This is a genomic window from Pseudomonas sp. (genome assembly GCF_051660785.1).
In the GTDB taxonomy this organism is placed as follows: Bacteria; Pseudomonadota; Gammaproteobacteria; order Pseudomonadales; family Pseudomonadaceae; genus Aquipseudomonas.
This window is the reverse complement of sequence record NZ_JBOFQE010000038.1, coordinates 161,813-177,032: the sequence shown is the minus strand read 5'-3', so window position 1 is coordinate 177,032 and position 15,220 is coordinate 161,813. Positions and strand designations below refer to the sequence as shown.

At 59.8% G+C, this 15,220-nt stretch carries 14 protein-coding genes; 3 read left to right on the top strand and 11 right to left on the bottom strand.

Annotation, left to right across the window (positions count from 1 at the left end):
- Nucleotides 1-141: 141 nt before the first annotated feature.
- The 3 genes from creC to ACRC4F_RS09200 are packed head-to-tail and all read right to left on the bottom strand — an operon-like array spanning nucleotide 142 to nucleotide 2,809.
- On the bottom strand, nucleotides 142-1,563 hold the full coding sequence (creC, locus tag ACRC4F_RS09210; protein ID WP_438659015.1) for a two-component system sensor histidine kinase CreC: 1,422 nt from the start codon (nucleotides 1,561-1,563) through the stop codon (nucleotides 142-144).
- Nucleotides 1,563-2,243, bottom strand: a complete 681-nt coding sequence (creB, locus tag ACRC4F_RS09205) for a two-component system response regulator CreB (protein ID WP_438659014.1) — start codon at nucleotides 2,241-2,243, stop codon at nucleotides 1,563-1,565. Before creB ends, creC begins: the two co-directional genes overlap by 1 nt.
- A gap of 59 nt (nucleotides 2,244-2,302) precedes the next feature.
- On the bottom strand, nucleotides 2,303-2,809 hold the full coding sequence (locus tag ACRC4F_RS09200; RefSeq protein WP_438659013.1) for a retropepsin-like aspartic peptidase RloA2: 507 nt from the start codon (nucleotides 2,807-2,809) through the stop codon (nucleotides 2,303-2,305).
- 335 nt (nucleotides 2,810-3,144) lie between these two features.
- Here ACRC4F_RS09200 and ACRC4F_RS09195 point away from each other — a divergent pair, with 335 nt between their 5' ends.
- The gene (locus tag ACRC4F_RS09195; RefSeq protein WP_438659012.1) at nucleotides 3,145-4,032 is read left to right on the top strand and encodes an acyltransferase; all 888 of its coding nucleotides are present in this window, start codon (nucleotides 3,145-3,147) and stop codon (nucleotides 4,030-4,032) included.
- Nucleotide 4,033: 1 nt separating this feature from the next.
- Here ACRC4F_RS09195 and ACRC4F_RS09190 read toward each other — a convergent pair whose 3' ends face one another.
- Nucleotides 4,034-4,588: a DUF2780 domain-containing protein gene (locus ACRC4F_RS09190; RefSeq protein WP_438659011.1), complete on the bottom strand. Its 555-nt coding sequence runs from the start codon at nucleotides 4,586-4,588 to the stop codon at nucleotides 4,034-4,036.
- 77 nt (nucleotides 4,589-4,665) lie between these two features.
- Here ACRC4F_RS09190 and ACRC4F_RS09185 point away from each other — a divergent pair, with 77 nt between their 5' ends.
- Together ACRC4F_RS09185 and ACRC4F_RS09180 are read left to right on the top strand one after the other, a co-directional pair.
- Nucleotides 4,666-5,205, top strand: a complete 540-nt coding sequence (locus ACRC4F_RS09185) for a hypothetical protein (RefSeq protein ID WP_438659010.1) — start codon at nucleotides 4,666-4,668, stop codon at nucleotides 5,203-5,205.
- Nucleotides 5,206-5,406: 201 nt separating this feature from the next.
- Complete coding sequence (locus ACRC4F_RS09180; protein ID WP_438659009.1) at nucleotides 5,407-5,715, top strand: hypothetical protein; 309 nt, start codon at nucleotides 5,407-5,409, stop codon at nucleotides 5,713-5,715.
- Nucleotides 5,716-5,772: 57 nt separating this feature from the next.
- On the opposite strand, the gene fdhA is transcribed toward ACRC4F_RS09180, so the two are convergent.
- The 7 genes from fdhA to glyA all read right to left on the bottom strand — a co-directional run bounded on the left by fdhA (nucleotide 5,773) and on the right by glyA (nucleotide 14,951).
- Entirely contained in the window at nucleotides 5,773-6,972 is a 1,200-nt protein-coding gene (fdhA, locus tag ACRC4F_RS09175) for a formaldehyde dehydrogenase, glutathione-independent (RefSeq protein WP_059407445.1), read from the bottom strand.
- A gap of 205 nt (nucleotides 6,973-7,177) precedes the next feature.
- Nucleotides 7,178-8,035 carry a formyltetrahydrofolate deformylase gene (gene purU, locus ACRC4F_RS09170; RefSeq protein WP_438659008.1) on the bottom strand — a complete coding sequence of 286 codons (858 nt, stop codon included), beginning with the start codon at nucleotides 8,033-8,035 and terminating at the stop codon, nucleotides 7,178-7,180.
- Nucleotides 8,036-8,296: 261 nt separating this feature from the next.
- Complete coding sequence (locus tag ACRC4F_RS09165; protein ID WP_438659007.1) at nucleotides 8,297-8,929, bottom strand: sarcosine oxidase subunit gamma; 633 nt, start codon at nucleotides 8,927-8,929, stop codon at nucleotides 8,297-8,299.
- 136 nt (nucleotides 8,930-9,065) lie between these two features.
- Complete coding sequence (locus ACRC4F_RS09160; protein WP_438659006.1) at nucleotides 9,066-12,083, bottom strand: sarcosine oxidase subunit alpha; 3,018 nt, start codon at nucleotides 12,081-12,083, stop codon at nucleotides 9,066-9,068.
- Nucleotides 12,080-12,409 carry a sarcosine oxidase subunit delta gene (locus tag ACRC4F_RS09155; protein ID WP_438659005.1) on the bottom strand — a complete coding sequence of 110 codons (330 nt, stop codon included), beginning with the start codon at nucleotides 12,407-12,409 and terminating at the stop codon, nucleotides 12,080-12,082. The genes ACRC4F_RS09160 and ACRC4F_RS09155 overlap by 4 nt, the downstream gene beginning before the upstream one ends.
- Nucleotides 12,410-12,423: 14 nt before the next feature.
- Nucleotides 12,424-13,674 (bottom strand): sarcosine oxidase subunit beta, encoded by a 1,251-nt coding sequence (locus ACRC4F_RS09150; RefSeq protein WP_007947735.1) that lies wholly within the window; start codon nucleotides 13,672-13,674, stop codon nucleotides 12,424-12,426.
- A 23-nt stretch (nucleotides 13,675-13,697) separates the two neighbouring features.
- Nucleotides 13,698-14,951, bottom strand: coding sequence for a serine hydroxymethyltransferase (gene glyA / locus ACRC4F_RS09145; RefSeq protein ID WP_438659004.1), 1,254 nt, complete (start codon nucleotides 14,949-14,951; stop codon nucleotides 13,698-13,700).
- Nucleotides 14,952-15,220: the final 269 nt, after the last annotated feature.

The window sequence follows — 15,220 nt, the reverse complement described above, 5'->3', positions numbered from 1 at the left end:
TGTGGGAGTTGTACCTTTGCTCTTTCCCTTTAGGCAGGCTTGAACGCGGTGCCAAACGCGTATCAAGCCTGTTAAATGTGTAAACGATGTACCCGGTCAAAAGTGTAAAGGATGTACCGGTCTCTACAGTGAGGGGTGGTTTCAAGCAGGCATACACAACTTGACCTCTACGCCGTCGTCGACATTACCGATGCTCACCGCTCCACCATGCAACTTGACCACCTCTTCAACAAAGTTAAGCCCCAGCCCTGTGCTTTTGCGCCCGCTGTCCGGGCGCGGCAGCGAGTAGAAGCGCTCACTCAAACGCGGCAACGCATAGTCGGGAATCGCCTCAGCCTGGTTGAACAGCCTGAACTCGACCTGCTCCCCGACACGCTCGGCGCTGAACCGCAGCACACCGTTGGCAGGCGTGAAATCCAAGGCATTCTCCAGCAGATTCCCCAACGCCTGGCGCAACAGAAACGGCTCGCCATGCAGATTCATGTCCGGCGCAATCCGCTGCTCCACGCGCAACTTCTTGCCTTCGATCCGCGCAGCCTGGGCGTTGAGCAACTCGTCCACCAAACCCGCCAATGGCACCGCCACCCGCTCTTCCAACCCTTGGCGCTGTTCAACCTGGGCCAGGTTCAGCAGCCGCTCAATCAACTGCTGCATCCGCACACTTTCGCTGTCGATGTTGCTGACGAAACGCTGCTGCTGAGCCAACGGCATCTCACCTTGCAGCAATTCCGCCGCACCACGAATCGCCGCCAGCGGGCTCTTCAATTCATGGGTCAACGTGTGCACATAACGCTCGACGTAGGCTTTGCCTTCCAGCTGCGTGCGCATCTGCTCCACCGCCGTCGCCAGTTGCTCCAGCTCCCCGCCGCGATAATGCGGCACCTCGACGCGCCGCCCTTCACTCACCGCCTGCGCATAGGCCGTCAACCGTCGCAGCGCCGCGCTCAACCACCACGACAACAGCGCGCCGAACAGCAGACCCAGGCCGATCAGCCCCGCGCCATAGGCGAGCAATCGACGTTCGGTGCGATCAACGTAAGGCTGCAACGAACTGTTGGGCTTGGCCACGGTGACCACGCCGATAATCTGGCCGTTGTCGCGAATCGGCGCGCCGACGTGCATCACTGAGGAGTTCGCATCGTTCGGATCGCTGCGGGTTGAACGTGCGCCGTATTCACCACGCAACGTCAGGTAGACGTCGTTCCAGCGCGAGTAGTCCTGTCCCACCGCTGCACCACTGGAGTCCAGCACCACGGTGCCTTTGGCGTCAGTGACGTAGATGCGGTGGTTGACCTGGTTCTTCGGCAAGCCCCAGATGCTTGCGTTCGGCTGCCGTTCGCCGTAGGCCTTGAGCAGTTCGGGCCAGCGGTTCTGATTGAGGGTGCCAGCCTTGAAGTCGTCGCGCAGGATCTCGGCCATCAGGTTGGCGGTGTCCACCAGCGTTTCTTCAGTGGACTGACGCACCCCGGGGCGGATTTCTTCCATCACGGTGTTGAGCACGAAGTAACCGGTCAGGCCGATGAACAGCACGTAGACCAGAAAAATCCGGATCCCTAATGGCATCAGCTGTGCCCCGGGCTGTAGCTGTAGCCGAGGCCGCGATGGGTCTGGATCGGTTCGGCGTCGGCTTTCACCAGGCGCAGTTTGGCGCGCACGCTTTTGATGTGGCTGTCGATGCTGCGCTCGTAACCGGCATCGGCGGCGACTCCCAGCGCATCGAGCAATTGCTCGCGACTGAAGACCCGTTCGGGTTGTTCCAGCAGGCATTGCAGCAGACGGAATTCGTGGCGGGTGAGGCTCAATGGGTGATTGCGATAGCTGATCTGCACGCGTTCGCTGTCGATCCGAAATAGCGTCGATGAGACTTCGGGCACCGGTCGCGGCGCCATGCGCTTGAGAATCGCCCGGACCCGCGCCGCGACTTCCCGGGGGCTGAACGGCTTGACCACGTAGTCGTCGGCGCCGATTTCCAAACCCACCACGCGGTCGATTTCCGCATCACGGGCGCTGAGGAAGATCACCGGCACTTCGCTGAAACGCCGCAGTTGCTTGCAGGTCTCGAAGCCGCTGATGTCCGGCAGGCCGATGTCGAGAATGATCAGGTCGGCCGGGGTCTGGCGCTGATGTTGCAGCGCCGCCGCGCCGAGGCTCAACCAGGTGGTGGTGAACCCCTCGCCCTGCAACGCGAATATCAGGGTGTCGGCAATCGCCGCTTCGTCTTCGACAATCAGGATATGAGGCATGGCGTCCGAGCCCGGCAGTTAAGTGGGCGAACGGTGCCCCAAGCCTCACATTCCGTCAATCAGCAGTCCGGCTTGTCGGCGGTGAAACGTCGGGCCGGGTTTACCGCTGCGCCGAATTCACGCAAGGCCTTGGCACCGATCAACAACGGGTAATTGAAGCTGCTGCGGTCGGTGAGGTTGACCTCGACGGTGCGCTTGACGTTACCCAGGCACAATTCCAGATCGACCACCGGACGCTTGGTGGGCTCGATGGCTTCCTTGTCATCATCGTCTTCTTCAGAGCGGGCCTTGATCTTGCTGATCCGCGCGACCTTGTGCTCGTAGACCTTGTTGCTCGCGTCTTTGGTGGCGAGGCGGAAACGCACCCACTCGTCGCCGTCACGGGTGAAGGTTTCGATGTCCTTGGCCGACAGCGACGCCGTCAAAGCGCCGGTGTCCATTTTAGCTTTAAGGACTTCGCCACCGATTTCCGGCAGCGCGATGTATTCGTAACGCCCGTACAGCGTCGGCTCGGCGGCCAGGACCGGCAGGGCCACGAGGGAAAGCAGTGCAAGGAGGGATTTCACGTAAGGGGCATCCTTTGGGAATTGGGGCGCAGTGGCCGAATTCTAGACCGCAAACAACAACGATAGTTGGACGACCACATGCCTTTGTGGCGAGGGAGCTTGCTCCCGCTCGGCTGCGCAGCAGACCTAAACCGGCTCATACGGTGTAACAGAAACACCGCGTCGTATGGTTTTAGGGCCGCTTCGCAGCCCGGCGGGAGCAAGCTCCCTCGCCACAGGGAACTCAGCAGGCTGCAAGCATAACGATGTAAAGGTGAAACATTCGTCACCACCGATTTGGCCTGCCGCCCGAAGCTGCTTATCATTGCGCGCCCAAATGCTTTCAAGAGTTACTTATGCGCCGCCTGCTCACCGGCTGTTTCGTTACCCTGCTGCTGTTGCTCAACACTTTGGTCCTGTTCGGGCCGCTGATGGTGTTTGCCCTGCTCAAACTGATCCTGCCCGGGCGCTTTCGCGACTACGCCTCGTGGGCGGTGATGTGGATCGCCGAGACCTGGGCCGAAATCGACAAGCTGATTTTCAAGCTGTGCATCCCAACGCAATGGGACATCCGCGGCGGCGATGACCTGCGCCGCGACACCTCGTACCTGGTGATCAGCAACCATCAATCCTGGGTCGATATCCCGGCACTGATCCAGACCCTGAATCGCCGCACGCCGTTCTTCAAGTTCTTCCTCAAGAAAGAACTGATCTGGGTGCCGTTCCTGGGCCTGGCGTGGTGGGCCTTGGACTATCCGTTCATGAAGCGCTACACCAAGGCATTTCTGGCGAAGCACCCTGAGCTGGCCGGCAAGGATCTGGAGATCACCAAAGCGGCGTGCGAGTTGTACAAGCGTCAGCCGGTGACCGTGGTCAACTACCTGGAAGGCACCCGATACACCGCGGCGAAAAGCGCTCAACAGCAGTCACCGTTCACGCACCTGCTCAAGCCCAAGGCCGGCGGCGTGGCGTTTGTATTGGCAGCGATGGGCGAACAGCTGGACGCCGTGCTCGATGTAACGGTGGTGTATCCGCAGCAGCAGATTCCGGGATTCTGGGACTTGATCAGCGGCAACGTGCCGAGGGTCATCATCGATATCAAGACCCGTGAACTTGACCCGGCGCTGTGGCAAGGCGATTACGAGAACGATCCGGTGTTTCGCGAAACGATTCAGAACTGGGTCAACCAGCTCTGGATCGAAAAGGATCAGCGCATCGACGCGTTACGCGCCGGGCATCGCTAGATCAACTGCCGGAGCCGGCGCCCCAGATCCCGCCCAGGCTTTCCAGCAGCGAACCGCCAACACCTTGCTGACCGAGGTATTGCAAAAGCACCGGGGCAAACTGGCCGATCATGCCGCTGTCCATGCCCAATGCGCTGAAAGCATTGTTCAGATCGTTGGTGTTCTTCACAGCACCCAAGGCATTGTCCAGACCTGCGGCCTTGCCGGAAGACCCGAGCAAGCCCGCAAGGGCACCCAGCTCGCCGCCGCCGGACAGCTTGTCGATCCCGGGAACGCTTTTGGTCAGTTCCGAATAATCGGTCGAGCTCAATTGATTTTTTGCGAGCCCCAGCATCGCCCCTGTTCCGCCGACGGCTTGTTGTGGCGTCACGTTCAACTGGCTGAGCGCGCTCAACAACCCGGCCGTTTCTGAAGTCGGCGCCGCCGCTGCGGCCGCATTACCGCCTTGCATGCTCGAGGCCGCTTTGGTCACATCGTCCAGGCTGAACCCGGCGAAGACCGGGCTCGCCGCGAGGCTCATCAGCGAAGCCAGTGCAAAACCGCTTGAAATCTTCATCGAGACATCCTCTTGCGCCATGAAAACCGCCGGTGAGGAGGCGGGGAAACTGCCGGTTTGACCGGGGTTTGCTGGGCATGTTCCTTGCCGCAGCAGGCATTTTTTTAAGCCTTTCACGTATAAACATACGATGGTTTATTTCAAATTGGGATTGCCAGCTGTCAGAACTGACAGTAGCCATACAACCTTCGCCCGCGCAGCATGGCACCACATCCAATGTAAAGGACTACACCGTGCGGACAAATACGATTGCCGTTGTTCTCGCCATTGCTGGCATTTCAAGTATGGCTCAGGCTGATACGTGCCCTGAGGTTTCCAAGATTAAAAAGTCGGACGAAGGTTTTGTGGCATTGGATGAATTAGGCCGGGTTTGGAAAGGCGACAATCCGACGCTGACGAGTATCGATGAAAATACAACCGTCTTTGAAAGTGCCACGTACATCACCGAAGACGAAGATGAAACCGGCCCTATCAGCGTCAGCCAATTGAGCTGTCGTTATAAAAACATCGCGTTGGTGCTCTACAACGTTAAAAATTGGAAACCAGGCTCTCAATCGTGGGAATCAAATCACTGTACGAAATCTCTCCGTGACTGTTCATTTTCCATGGGCAAATAAAAAGCGCCATTGAAAGAATAAAAAGGGCGGCATCACTGTAGCCCTCAGCTTCCCTGACAATCCTTTTTTGTTAGTGTATTTTCATATAAGCTAGCAAAAAACTATAACTAACGACGCTAAAAAACTGTCATTTATGACAGTTGCAAACAAAACCAAGAGAAAGGAATATCTGAACTCATATCAAGTAATGGAGTACAAACGATGAAGCTAAAAATTGTTACCGGCGCCCTGGTTTACATGGCTATGGCAAGTTCCACTTTCGCCGCAACTTGTCCGACTCTCTCGGTTACCCATTCTCAAGCTGCCGAAGACCTGACATTCACCTCTGCACGTATTAAAGACGGAAGCAGTGCTAATTCTGTTGTCATCTGCCGATATGAAGGAAAAGAAGATCTTGGGGCCTCAGCCGGTTTCAGGGCCGGTACTCCGGTTCTAGGCACTGGAAGCAATTGGAAAGGCGATGATTGTGCTGTCACTGACGGTGACGCCGCCAAGTGCGCATTCAAGTAGTCAATTTGATTAAAAAAAAGAGCAACCCGACAGGTTGCTCTTTTTTATGGGTGCAACTTACGCCGCACTAAACAACTTATGCGGATCAATCACAAACTTCTTCGGCACGCCCGCATCGAACTCGCCATAGCCTTGCGGTGCCTGATCCAGGCTGATCACCTGAACACCCACCACTTCGGCGATGTTGATGCGGTCCCACATGATCGCCTGCATCAGCTGGCGGTTGTACTTCATCACTGGCGTCTGGCCAGTGTGGAAGCTGTGGGATTTGGCCCAGCCCAGGCCGAAGCGGATGCTCAGGCTGCCCATTTTTGCGGCGGCATCCACAGCACCTGGATCTTCGGTCACGTACAGGCCCGGAATACCGATTTTGCCGGCAACCCGCACTACGCCCATCAGCGAGTTGAGCACGGTGGCCGGAGCCTCGTGTTTCACGCCGTCATGGCCATGGCCGCGCGCTTCGAAGCCTACGGCGTCGACTGCGCAATCCACTTCTGGCTCGCCCAGCAGTGCAGCGATCTGTTCGTGCAGCGGGGTGTCCAGGGACAGGTCGGCGATTTCGAAACCCTGCGCCTTGGCGTGGGCCAGGCGGACGGTGTTGACGTCACCGATGATCACCACCGCTGCGCCCAACAGGCGAGCGGAAGCGGCAGCAGCCAGGCCGACCGGACCGGCGCCTGCGATGTACACGGTGCTGCCTGGGCCAACGCCAGCCGTCACTGCGCCGTGATAACCGGTGGGCAGGATGTCGGAGAGGCAGGTCAGGTCGCGGATTTTTTCCATCGCGCGATCGCGATCCGGCAGCTTCAGCAGGTTGAAGTCGGCGTACGGCACCATCGCGTATTCAGCCTGGCCGCCGGTCCAGTCGCCCATGTCGACGTAACCGTAAGCGCCGCCGGGACGCGCCGGGTTAACGCTGAGGCAGACACCAGTGTGCATTTCCTTGCAGGAACGGCAGCGCCCGCAAGCCACATTGAACGGAACGGATACCAGGTCGCCGATCTGCAGGTTCTCGACGTCGCTGCCCTTCTCGATCACTTCACCGGTGATTTCGTGGCCCAGCACCAGGCCGGTTTGAGCGGTGGTACGACCGCGCACCATGTGCTGGTCCGAACCACAGATGTTGGTGGAAACCACGCGCAGGATGACAGCGTGATTGATCTTCCTGCCACGCGGGTCCTGCATTTTCGGATATTCGATATTCTGTACTTCGACTTTGCCAGCGCCGAGATACACCACACCACGATTGCCAGACATGCTTTCACCTCGCTGTTGTTTTTATGTAGCGGTCGCGTCGCCAGACTGCGGCGGCGCGTTGATTGCTCGGGTTATTGCCTGTGTGTCTTGTGTTGTTTGTTATGGCCTCATCGCTAGCAGGCTAGCTCCCACAGTGATTCGGGTGAGCACAGGATTTGTGAACAACCCAAAACCCTGTGGGAGCTAGCCTGCTAGCGATGACGACCTAAAGAACGACGGTTCTGTTGGCGTTCAAAAACACTCGCCGCTCAATGTGATAACCCACGGCCCGCGCCAACGTCAGCCCCTCGATATCCCGCCCCTTGGCGATCAGATCTTCCGGGTAATGACTGTGGTCCACGACCTCTACGCCTTGGGCGATGATCGGACCTTCGTCCAGGTCGTTGTTGATGTAGTGCGCCGTGGCGCCGACCAGTTTCACGCCCTTGTTGTAGGCCTGGTGATAAGGCTTGGCGCCCTTGAAACCGGGCAACAGGGAGTGATGGATGTTGATCGCCTTGCCGTCGAGTTTGCGGCACAGCTCCGGCGACAACACCTGCATGTAACGCGCAAGAATCACCAGTTCGGCACCGGACTCTTCGATCACCTGCAACACCTGGCGCTCTTGCGACGGTTTGTCGTTCGGGTCGAGCGGGAAATGGTAGTACGGAATCTGGTGCCAGTCGGCCAACGGCTTGAGGTCGGGGTGGTTGGAGACCACGGCGGCCACGTCCATCGACAACTGGCCGATGCGCTGGCGGTAGAGCAAATCGTTGAGGCAGTGATCGGCCTTGGAGACCATGATCACCACTTTCGGCCGGTAGTTCGGCGCGGTCAGTTCGAAGATCATGCCGAACGCTTGACCACGTTCTTCGAGGCCTGCGCGGAAGGCTTGTTCGTCGAAGCCGTCGGGCTGGCGGAATTCCACGCGAATGAAGAAACGGCCTGAAAGCCGGTCATCGAAGGAATGGTGCTCGGTGACGTAGCAGCCCTGCTCGAACAGAAAGCGGGTCACCGCGTCCACGGTGCCGAGGACGCTTGGGCAGTCGGCGGTCAGAATCCATGTGTCTGGGGCGCGGCTCATAGTGCGGTGACTCCTGTTCATTGTGCTGGGTGTCAGGGAAATCCACCCCTCACCCTAGCCCTCTCCCCAAAGGGGCGAGGGGACTGACCGAGTTGTTCTTGGAGCTACATCGACCTGAAATACCGAGGTGAACTCAGGTTCTATAAAAGCGATTTCGAGTCGAACACAAACATTGAAAACACTGGAGATCGGCCCCCTTTCCCCCTCTCCCCCGTGGGGAGAGGGCTGGGGTGAGGGGTGGCTCTCAAACCAGCCCCACTTTTAAGCCTGAACGCTCAACCCATACTCAGCAGCCGCATCCTGCAACCACAACCACCAGTAATCCGAGAAGCTGCGACGAATCAACAGCTCCCAGGTGTCTTCGGCCGTGTGGCGAATCACCAGTTGCGACTTCGCAAACACGGTCCCCACAGCCTTGCCCACCGGGAAGCTATTCGGGTGCACGTCGTAGCTGGTGGACTTCATCAGCACCTGGCGCACGTTCGGGCCGCTCAGTTCGAGGATCTGCTGGCCGCCGCTGACGTTGGTGATCGCGATGTGCAGATCGCCCAGCGCTTCGCGCAGTTTTTGCTCGGCGGCGAATTCTTCACCGGTCGGCACGATCAGCAGCCATTCATCCGGCCCCATCCATTGCAGGCTGGTTTCACCTTTGACCACGACGGTCAGCGCAGCCGGCAGCTCGATGCCGAGGGCCTTGTGCACGCCGGCAGCGAAGGCCGCATCATGGCCATCGCCACGAATGGTCAGGTGGCCGAGGAGTTTTTTCTCACGCACGGTCACGCCGGCGCTTTTGCGGCCCTTGCCCACCAGGCTGGCGAGGTCGGCATGATGCAGCGACGACTCGGCCTTGGCCCCAGTGGTTGGGCGTTGTTGGTAAACATTGGCTGCGGTCATAAAGCACCTTTCCTGAATTCTGTTGGTTCTTGTAGTGGCTGCACTGCCGTCATCGCCAACAGGGCTAGCTCCCACATTCAACTGTGGGAGCTAGCCCTGCTGGCGATTGGCAGCCCGCCCACAGATCTCGAGACCATCACACGTTCTGGCGATCACCCTTCGGATCGAAGAACACCGAAGAAACGATTTCCGCCTCGATCACGCTGCCATCCGCCAGCGGTGCGAACACCCGCTCGCCGATGCGCTTCAAACCGCCCTTCACCACGCCCATGGCAAACGAATAGCCCAGGGAGTTGTGCAGGTAGCTGGAGGTGACGTGACCGACCATCGTCATCGGGATCGTCTGCTTGGTGTTGAACACCAGTTGCGCCCCTTCCGGCAGCCATTTGTTCGGATCGATCGGCTTCAGGCCCACCAGCTGTTTGCGCTGGTCACGCACGCAGTCTTCACGGTTCATGCCGCGCTGGCCGATCCACGAGAACGGTTTGGTGCGACCGACACACCAGCCCATGTTCAGGTCGTCCGGGGTCATCGAGCCGTCAGTGTCCTGACCGACGATGATGAAGCCCTTCTCGGCCCGCAGAATGTGCATGGTTTCAGTGCCGTACGGGGTCAGGTTGTACTGCTTGCCAGCCTCGACGATCTTCTCGAGAACGCCCATGGCGTAGTCGGCTTGCACGTTGACTTCGTACGACAGCTCACCGGTAAACGAAATCCGGAACACCCGCGCCGGCACACCGCCGACCAGGCCTTCTTTCCAGGTCATGAACGGGAACGCTTCGTTGGTCAGGTCGATGTCGGTGACTTCGCTGAGCAGCTTGCGGCTGTTCGGCCCGGAAAGGGTCATGGTTGCCCAGTGATCCGTCACGGACGTGAAGTACACCTTCAGCTCTGGCCATTCGGTCTGGGAGTAGATTTCCAGCCATTGCAGCACGCGTGCAGCGCCGCCGGTGGTGGTGGTCATCACGAAATGGTTGTCGGCGAGGCAAGCGGTTACACCGTCGTCGAAGACCATGCCGTCTTCTTTGCACATCAGGCCATAACGCGCCTTGCCCACATCGAGCTTGGTCCAGGCGTTGGTGTAGATGCGATTGAGGAACTCGCGCGCATCCGGGCCTTGAATGTCGATCTTGCCCAGGGTCGAAGCGTCCAGCAGGCCGACGCTGTCGCGCACGGCTTTGCATTCGCGTTTGACGGCGGTGTGAATGTCTTCACCGTTTTTCGGGAAGTACCAAGGGCGCTTCCACTGACCGACGTCTTCAAACTCGGCGCCGTTTTTCACGTGCCAATGATGCAGCGCGGTGTGACGCACCGGTTCGAAGATGTGCCCACAGTGACGGCCGGCCACGGCGCCGAAGGTCACCGGCGTGTAGTTCGGACGGAACATGGTGGTGCCCATCTGCGGAATGGTCACGTTCAACGAGCGGGCGGCAATGGCCAGACCGTTGACGTTGCCGAGCTTGCCTTGGTCCGTGCCGAAGCCCAGTGCGGTGTAGCGTTTGACGTGCTCGACCGACTCGAAGCCTTCGCGGGTTGCCAGTTCGATGCCTCCCGCGGTGACGTCGTTCTGGAAGTCGACGAATTGCTTCGGCGCACGAGCGGAGTTCTTTTCATGAGGCACCTGAAACAGCGCCAAAGTCGGCTCTTCCAGACGGCTCAGGGCTTTCGGCAATGTGCCTTCGACCACGCTGAAACCGGCTTCGCTGGCTGCGCGAGCGCCGCCTTCAAAACCATCGGCCAACGAATCGCCAAGACCGTAGACGCCGTTGATGCCACCGACGCACACGCGTTTCTGCGGTGCTTCGCCCGGCACGAAACCGAGGATGTCTTCACGCCAGATCGGCTTGCCGCCCAGGTGCGAAGCCAGGTGAACCACCGGGCTGTAACCGCCGGAGCTGGCGACCAGGTCGCAATCAAGCCACTCGCCAGGACTGGTGACGGCGTGTGCTTTGACGTCGATCGCGGCGACGCGAGCGGCGGTCACGTGCTTGCTGCCACGGGTCTCGATCACGGCGCTGCCGGTCAGGATGCGGATGCCTTTGGCGCGCGCTTCTTCAACCAGCGCACCGCGCGGATTGCTGCGGGCGTCGGCGATGGCCACGACTTGCAGGCTGGCATCGAGCCAATCCAGAGCCACGCGGTAGGCGTGATCGTTGTTGGTCGACAGCACCAGTTTTTTGCCCGGTGCCACGCCGTAACGGCGCACGTAAGTCGACACAGCGCCGGCGAGCATGTTGCCTGGCACGTCGTTGTTGCCGTAGACCAGTGGACGCTCGTGAGCGCCGGTCGCCAGCACCACACGTTTGGCGCGAACCCGGTGGATACGCTGACGCACCTGGCCAATCGGGGCGCGGTCGCCAAGGTGATCGGTCAGGCGCTCGTGAATGGTCAGGAAGTTATGGTCGTGGTAACCGTTGACCGTGGCGCGCGGCAACAGCAGCACGTCCGGGGTGTCTTTCAATTCGGCGATGACGCTGGCGACCCACTCGGCCGCTGGCTTGCCGTCGAGACTTTCGCGGGAATCGAGCAGGCTGCCGCCGAACTCTTCCTGCTCATCGGCGAGGATTACACGGGCACCGCTGCGCGCAGCTGCCAATGCGGCGGCCAGACCTGCGGGGCCACCACCGACGATCAGCACGTCGCAGTGCTGGTTCATGTAGTCGTAGGTGTCCGGATCGTTCTCGGTCGGCGAGCGGCCAAGACCGGCGGCCTTACGAATGTACTTTTCGTAAGTCATCCAGAACGATTGCGGGTACATGAAGGTTTTGTAGTAGAAGCCCGGCGGCATCAGCTTGCCGCCGACCTTGCCGAGAATCCCCATCATGTCGTTGTTCACGCTCGGCCAGCCGTTGGTGCTGGTGGCGACCAGACCTTGGTACAGCGCTTGTTGCGTGGCGCGCACGTTCGGGATTTGCGTGGCTTCGGTCGCACCGATCTGCAGCACGGCGTTCGGCTCTTCGGCACCGGCGGCAAAGATGCCGCGCGGACGGGAATACTTGAAGCTGCGACCGATGATGTCGACCCCGTTGGCCAGCAGGGCAGCGGCCAGCGAATCGCCTTCGAAGCCTTTGTAGACCTGGCCGTTGAAGGTGAAGCTCAACACTTTGTTGCGGTCGATCCGTCCACCGTTGGACAGGCGATTGATCTGGCTCATACCTTCTCTCCCAGAGCCGTCGTGGCCGCTTTCGGGCTATCGGTCTTGTCGGTGAACTGCGGCTTGGTGCCGATCTTGTAGGTCTCGAGAATCTCGTAGGTCACGGTGTCACGCGTCGCGTTGAAATACTGACGGCAACCGGCGACGTGATCCCACAGCTCGTGGTGCAGGCCGCGAGGGTTATCGCGGAAGAACATGTAGTCGCCCCACTCCTCGTCGGTGCAGCTGTTCGGATCCAGTGGACGCGGGATGTGCGCCTGGCCGGATGCGTGGAATTCCTCTTCAGAGCGCAGCTCGCCGCAGTGAGGACAGAAGATATGCAACATGGGGATTTCTCCTGTTAGTGGGCAACCGCAGCAGCGCCGTGTTCATCGATCAACGCACCGTTGTGGAAACGGTCGATGGAGAAAGGTGCAGCCAATGGGTGCATTTCACCCTTGGCCAGGCTCGCGGCAAACACGTTGCCCGAGCCAGGTGTTGCCTTGAAGCCACCGGTGCCCCAACCGCAGTTGAAGAACATGTTCGGTACCGGTGTTTTCGAAATGATCGGGCACGCATCCGGCGTGGTGTCGACGATGCCGCCCCACTGACGGTTCATGCGTACGCGGGACAACACCGGGAACATTTCGACGATGGCCTGGATGGTGTGTTCGATCACCGGGTACGAACCACGCTGGCCGTAACCGTTGTAGCCGTCGATACCGGCCCCGATCACCAGGTCGCCCTTGTCGGACTGGCTGATGTAACCGTGTACGGCGTTGGACATGATCACGCTGTCGATAATCGGCTTGATCGGCTCGGACACCAGCGCTTGCAGCGGGTGGGATTCGATCGGCAGACGGAAACCGGCGAGTTTGGCCATGTGCCCGGAGTTACCGGCGGTCACTACACCGACGCGCTTGGCGCCGATAAAGCCTTTGTTGGTTTCAACGCCGATGCACACGCCGTTTTCCTTGCGGAAGCCGATCACTTCGGTCTGTTGAATCAGGTCCACGCCCAAGGCGTCAGCGGCACGGGCAAAGCCCCAGGCCACGGCATCGTGACGGGCCACGCCGCCGCGACGCTGGACGGTGGCGCCCATCACCGGGTAACGGGTGTTCTTCGAGCAGTCGAGGTACGGAATCTCGTCGGCCACTTGCTTGGCATCGAGCAGTTCGCCGTCCACGCCGTTGAGGCGGTTGGCACTGACCCGACGCTCGGAATCACGTATGTCCTGCAGGGTGTGGCACAGGTTGTAGACGCCACGCTGGGAGAACATCACGTTGTAGTTCAGGTCCTGAGACAGGCCTTCCCACAATTTCATCGCGTGTTCGTACAGGTGCGCCGACTCGTCCCACAGGTAGTTGGAGCGAACGATGGTGGTGTTGCGCGCGGTGTTACCGCCGCCCAGCCAGCCCTTCTCGACCACGGCCACGTTGGTGATGCCGTGCTCTTTGGCGAGGTAGTAGGCGGTCGCCAGACCATGCCCGCCACCGCCGACGATGACCACGTCATAGACCTTTTTAGGGGTCGGCGTGCGCCACATTTTCTGCCAGTTTTCGTGATGGCTGAGGGAGTGTTTGAAGAGGCCGAAGCCTGAGTAGCGTTGCATAGTCATTTACTCCAAAACCGCGCTCAGCGATAAACCGGGAAGTCCGCGCACAGGGCCGACACTTGCTCGGCGACATTGGCTTCGACGTCGGCGTCGCCGAGGTTGTCGAGGATGTCGCAGATCCAGCCGGCCAGCGTGACGCACTGAGTTACCTTGAAGCCGCGAGTGGTCACCGCCGGGGTGCCGATGCGCAGGCCGGAGGTCACGAACGGCGACTGTGGATCGTTCGGGACAGCGTTCTTGTTCACGGTGATGTGCGAGCGACCGAGTGCTGCATCCGCCTCTTTGCCGGTGAGGCCCTGACGGATCAGGCTGACCAGGAACAGGTGGTTATCGGTGCCGCCGGACACTACATCGTAGCCGCGTTTGATAAACACGCCGGCCATGGCCTGGGCGTTGTCGATCACTTGTTGCTGGTAGGCCTTGAAACCTGGCTCCAGCGCTTCCTTGAAGCACACCGCCTTACCGGCGATCACGTGCATCAGCGGGCCGCCCTGGGCACCCGGGAAGACTGCCGCGTTGAGCTTCTTCTCGATTTCTTCGTTGGACTTGCACAGGATCAGGCCGCCACGAGGACCGCGCAGGGTCTTGTGGGTGGTGGTGGTGACCACGTCGGCGTACGGCAGCGGGTTCGGGTACAGGCCGGCTGCGACCAGACCGGCAACGTGGGCCATGTCGACGAACAGCAGCGCACCGACCTTGTCGGCGATCTGACGGAAACGCGGGAAGTCCAGGGTCTTGGAATAAGCCGAGAAGCCAGCAACGATCATCTTTGGCTTGCACTCGACGGCCAGGCGCTCGACTTCGTCGTAGTCGATCAGACCGGTTTTGGTGTCAATGCCGTACTGCACGGCGTTGTACAGCTTGCCCGAAGACGACACTTTGGCGCCGTGGGTCAGGTGACCACCGTGGGCCAGGCTCATGCCGAGAATGGTGTCGCCGGCCTGCAGCAGGGCCAGATAAACGGCGCTGTTGGCCGAGGAACCGGAGTGCGGCTGGACGTTGGCGTAATCGGCGCCGAACAGCTGCTTGGCGCGTTCGATGGCCAGCGCCTCGACTTTATCGACGTGCTCGCAGCCACCGTAGTAGCGCTTGCCCGGATAGCCTTCGGCGTATTTGTTGGTCAGGCCACTGCCTTGCGCTTCCATGACGCGTTTGCTGGTGTAGTTCTCTGACGCGATCAGCTCGATGTGATCTTCCTGGCGTTGCTCCTCGGCATTCATCGCCGCCAGCAGTGCATCGTCGTAACCCTGGATCTGGTCTTGCTTGCTGAACATCGCGTCTCTCCCAGCGGCATCTATGCGCCATTCGTCTCGGTAAGGCACCGGTGTTTCGACAGTGCCCTTTGATGCGATGGTATGACCGGCGCAGACAGGCCAAATGCCTACGGACGCCACGCAAAGGTGCGTTTACGACATGGGCTGAAATGGCTGACCGGACACAGTCTTCAATTCAGCCAGGATCCCCTGTGGGAGCGAGCCTGCTCGCGATAGCGGTGGGTCAGGCAACATCAATGCTGGCTGGGACGGCCTCATCGCTAGCAGGC

What these genes read in the sequence shown, in the direction of transcription:
- purU (WP_438659008.1), bottom strand. Translation starts at nt 8,035, where the DNA reads ATGAGCCGCGCCCCAGACACATGGATTCTGACCGCCGACTGCCCAAGC.
- ACRC4F_RS09150 (WP_007947735.1), bottom strand. Translation starts at nt 13,674, where the DNA reads ATGCAACGCTACTCAGGCTTCGGCCTCTTCAAACACTCCCTCAGCCAT.
- creB (WP_438659014.1), bottom strand. Translation starts at nt 2,243, where the DNA reads ATGCCTCATATCCTGATTGTCGAAGACGAAGCGGCGATTGCCGACACC.
- creC (WP_438659015.1), bottom strand. Translation starts at nt 1,563, where the DNA reads ATGCCATTAGGGATCCGGATTTTTCTGGTCTACGTGCTGTTCATCGGC.
- ACRC4F_RS09180 (WP_438659009.1), top strand. Translation starts at nt 5,407, where the DNA reads ATGAAGCTAAAAATTGTTACCGGCGCCCTGGTTTACATGGCTATGGCA.
- ACRC4F_RS09165 (WP_438659007.1), bottom strand. Translation starts at nt 8,929, where the DNA reads ATGACCGCAGCCAATGTTTACCAACAACGCCCAACCACTGGGGCCAAG.
- fdhA (WP_059407445.1), bottom strand. Translation starts at nt 6,972, where the DNA reads ATGTCTGGCAATCGTGGTGTGGTGTATCTCGGCGCTGGCAAAGTCGAA.
- glyA (WP_438659004.1), bottom strand. Translation starts at nt 14,951, where the DNA reads ATGTTCAGCAAGCAAGACCAGATCCAGGGTTACGACGATGCACTGCTG.
- ACRC4F_RS09155 (WP_438659005.1), bottom strand. Translation starts at nt 12,409, where the DNA reads ATGTTGCATATCTTCTGTCCTCACTGCGGCGAGCTGCGCTCTGAAGAG.
- ACRC4F_RS09195 (WP_438659012.1), top strand. Translation starts at nt 3,145, where the DNA reads ATGCGCCGCCTGCTCACCGGCTGTTTCGTTACCCTGCTGCTGTTGCTC.
- ACRC4F_RS09185 (WP_438659010.1), top strand. Translation starts at nt 4,666, where the DNA reads ATGTTCCTTGCCGCAGCAGGCATTTTTTTAAGCCTTTCACGTATAAAC.
- ACRC4F_RS09190 (WP_438659011.1), bottom strand. Translation starts at nt 4,588, where the DNA reads ATGAAGATTTCAAGCGGTTTTGCACTGGCTTCGCTGATGAGCCTCGCG.
- ACRC4F_RS09160 (WP_438659006.1), bottom strand. Translation starts at nt 12,083, where the DNA reads ATGAGCCAGATCAATCGCCTGTCCAACGGTGGACGGATCGACCGCAAC.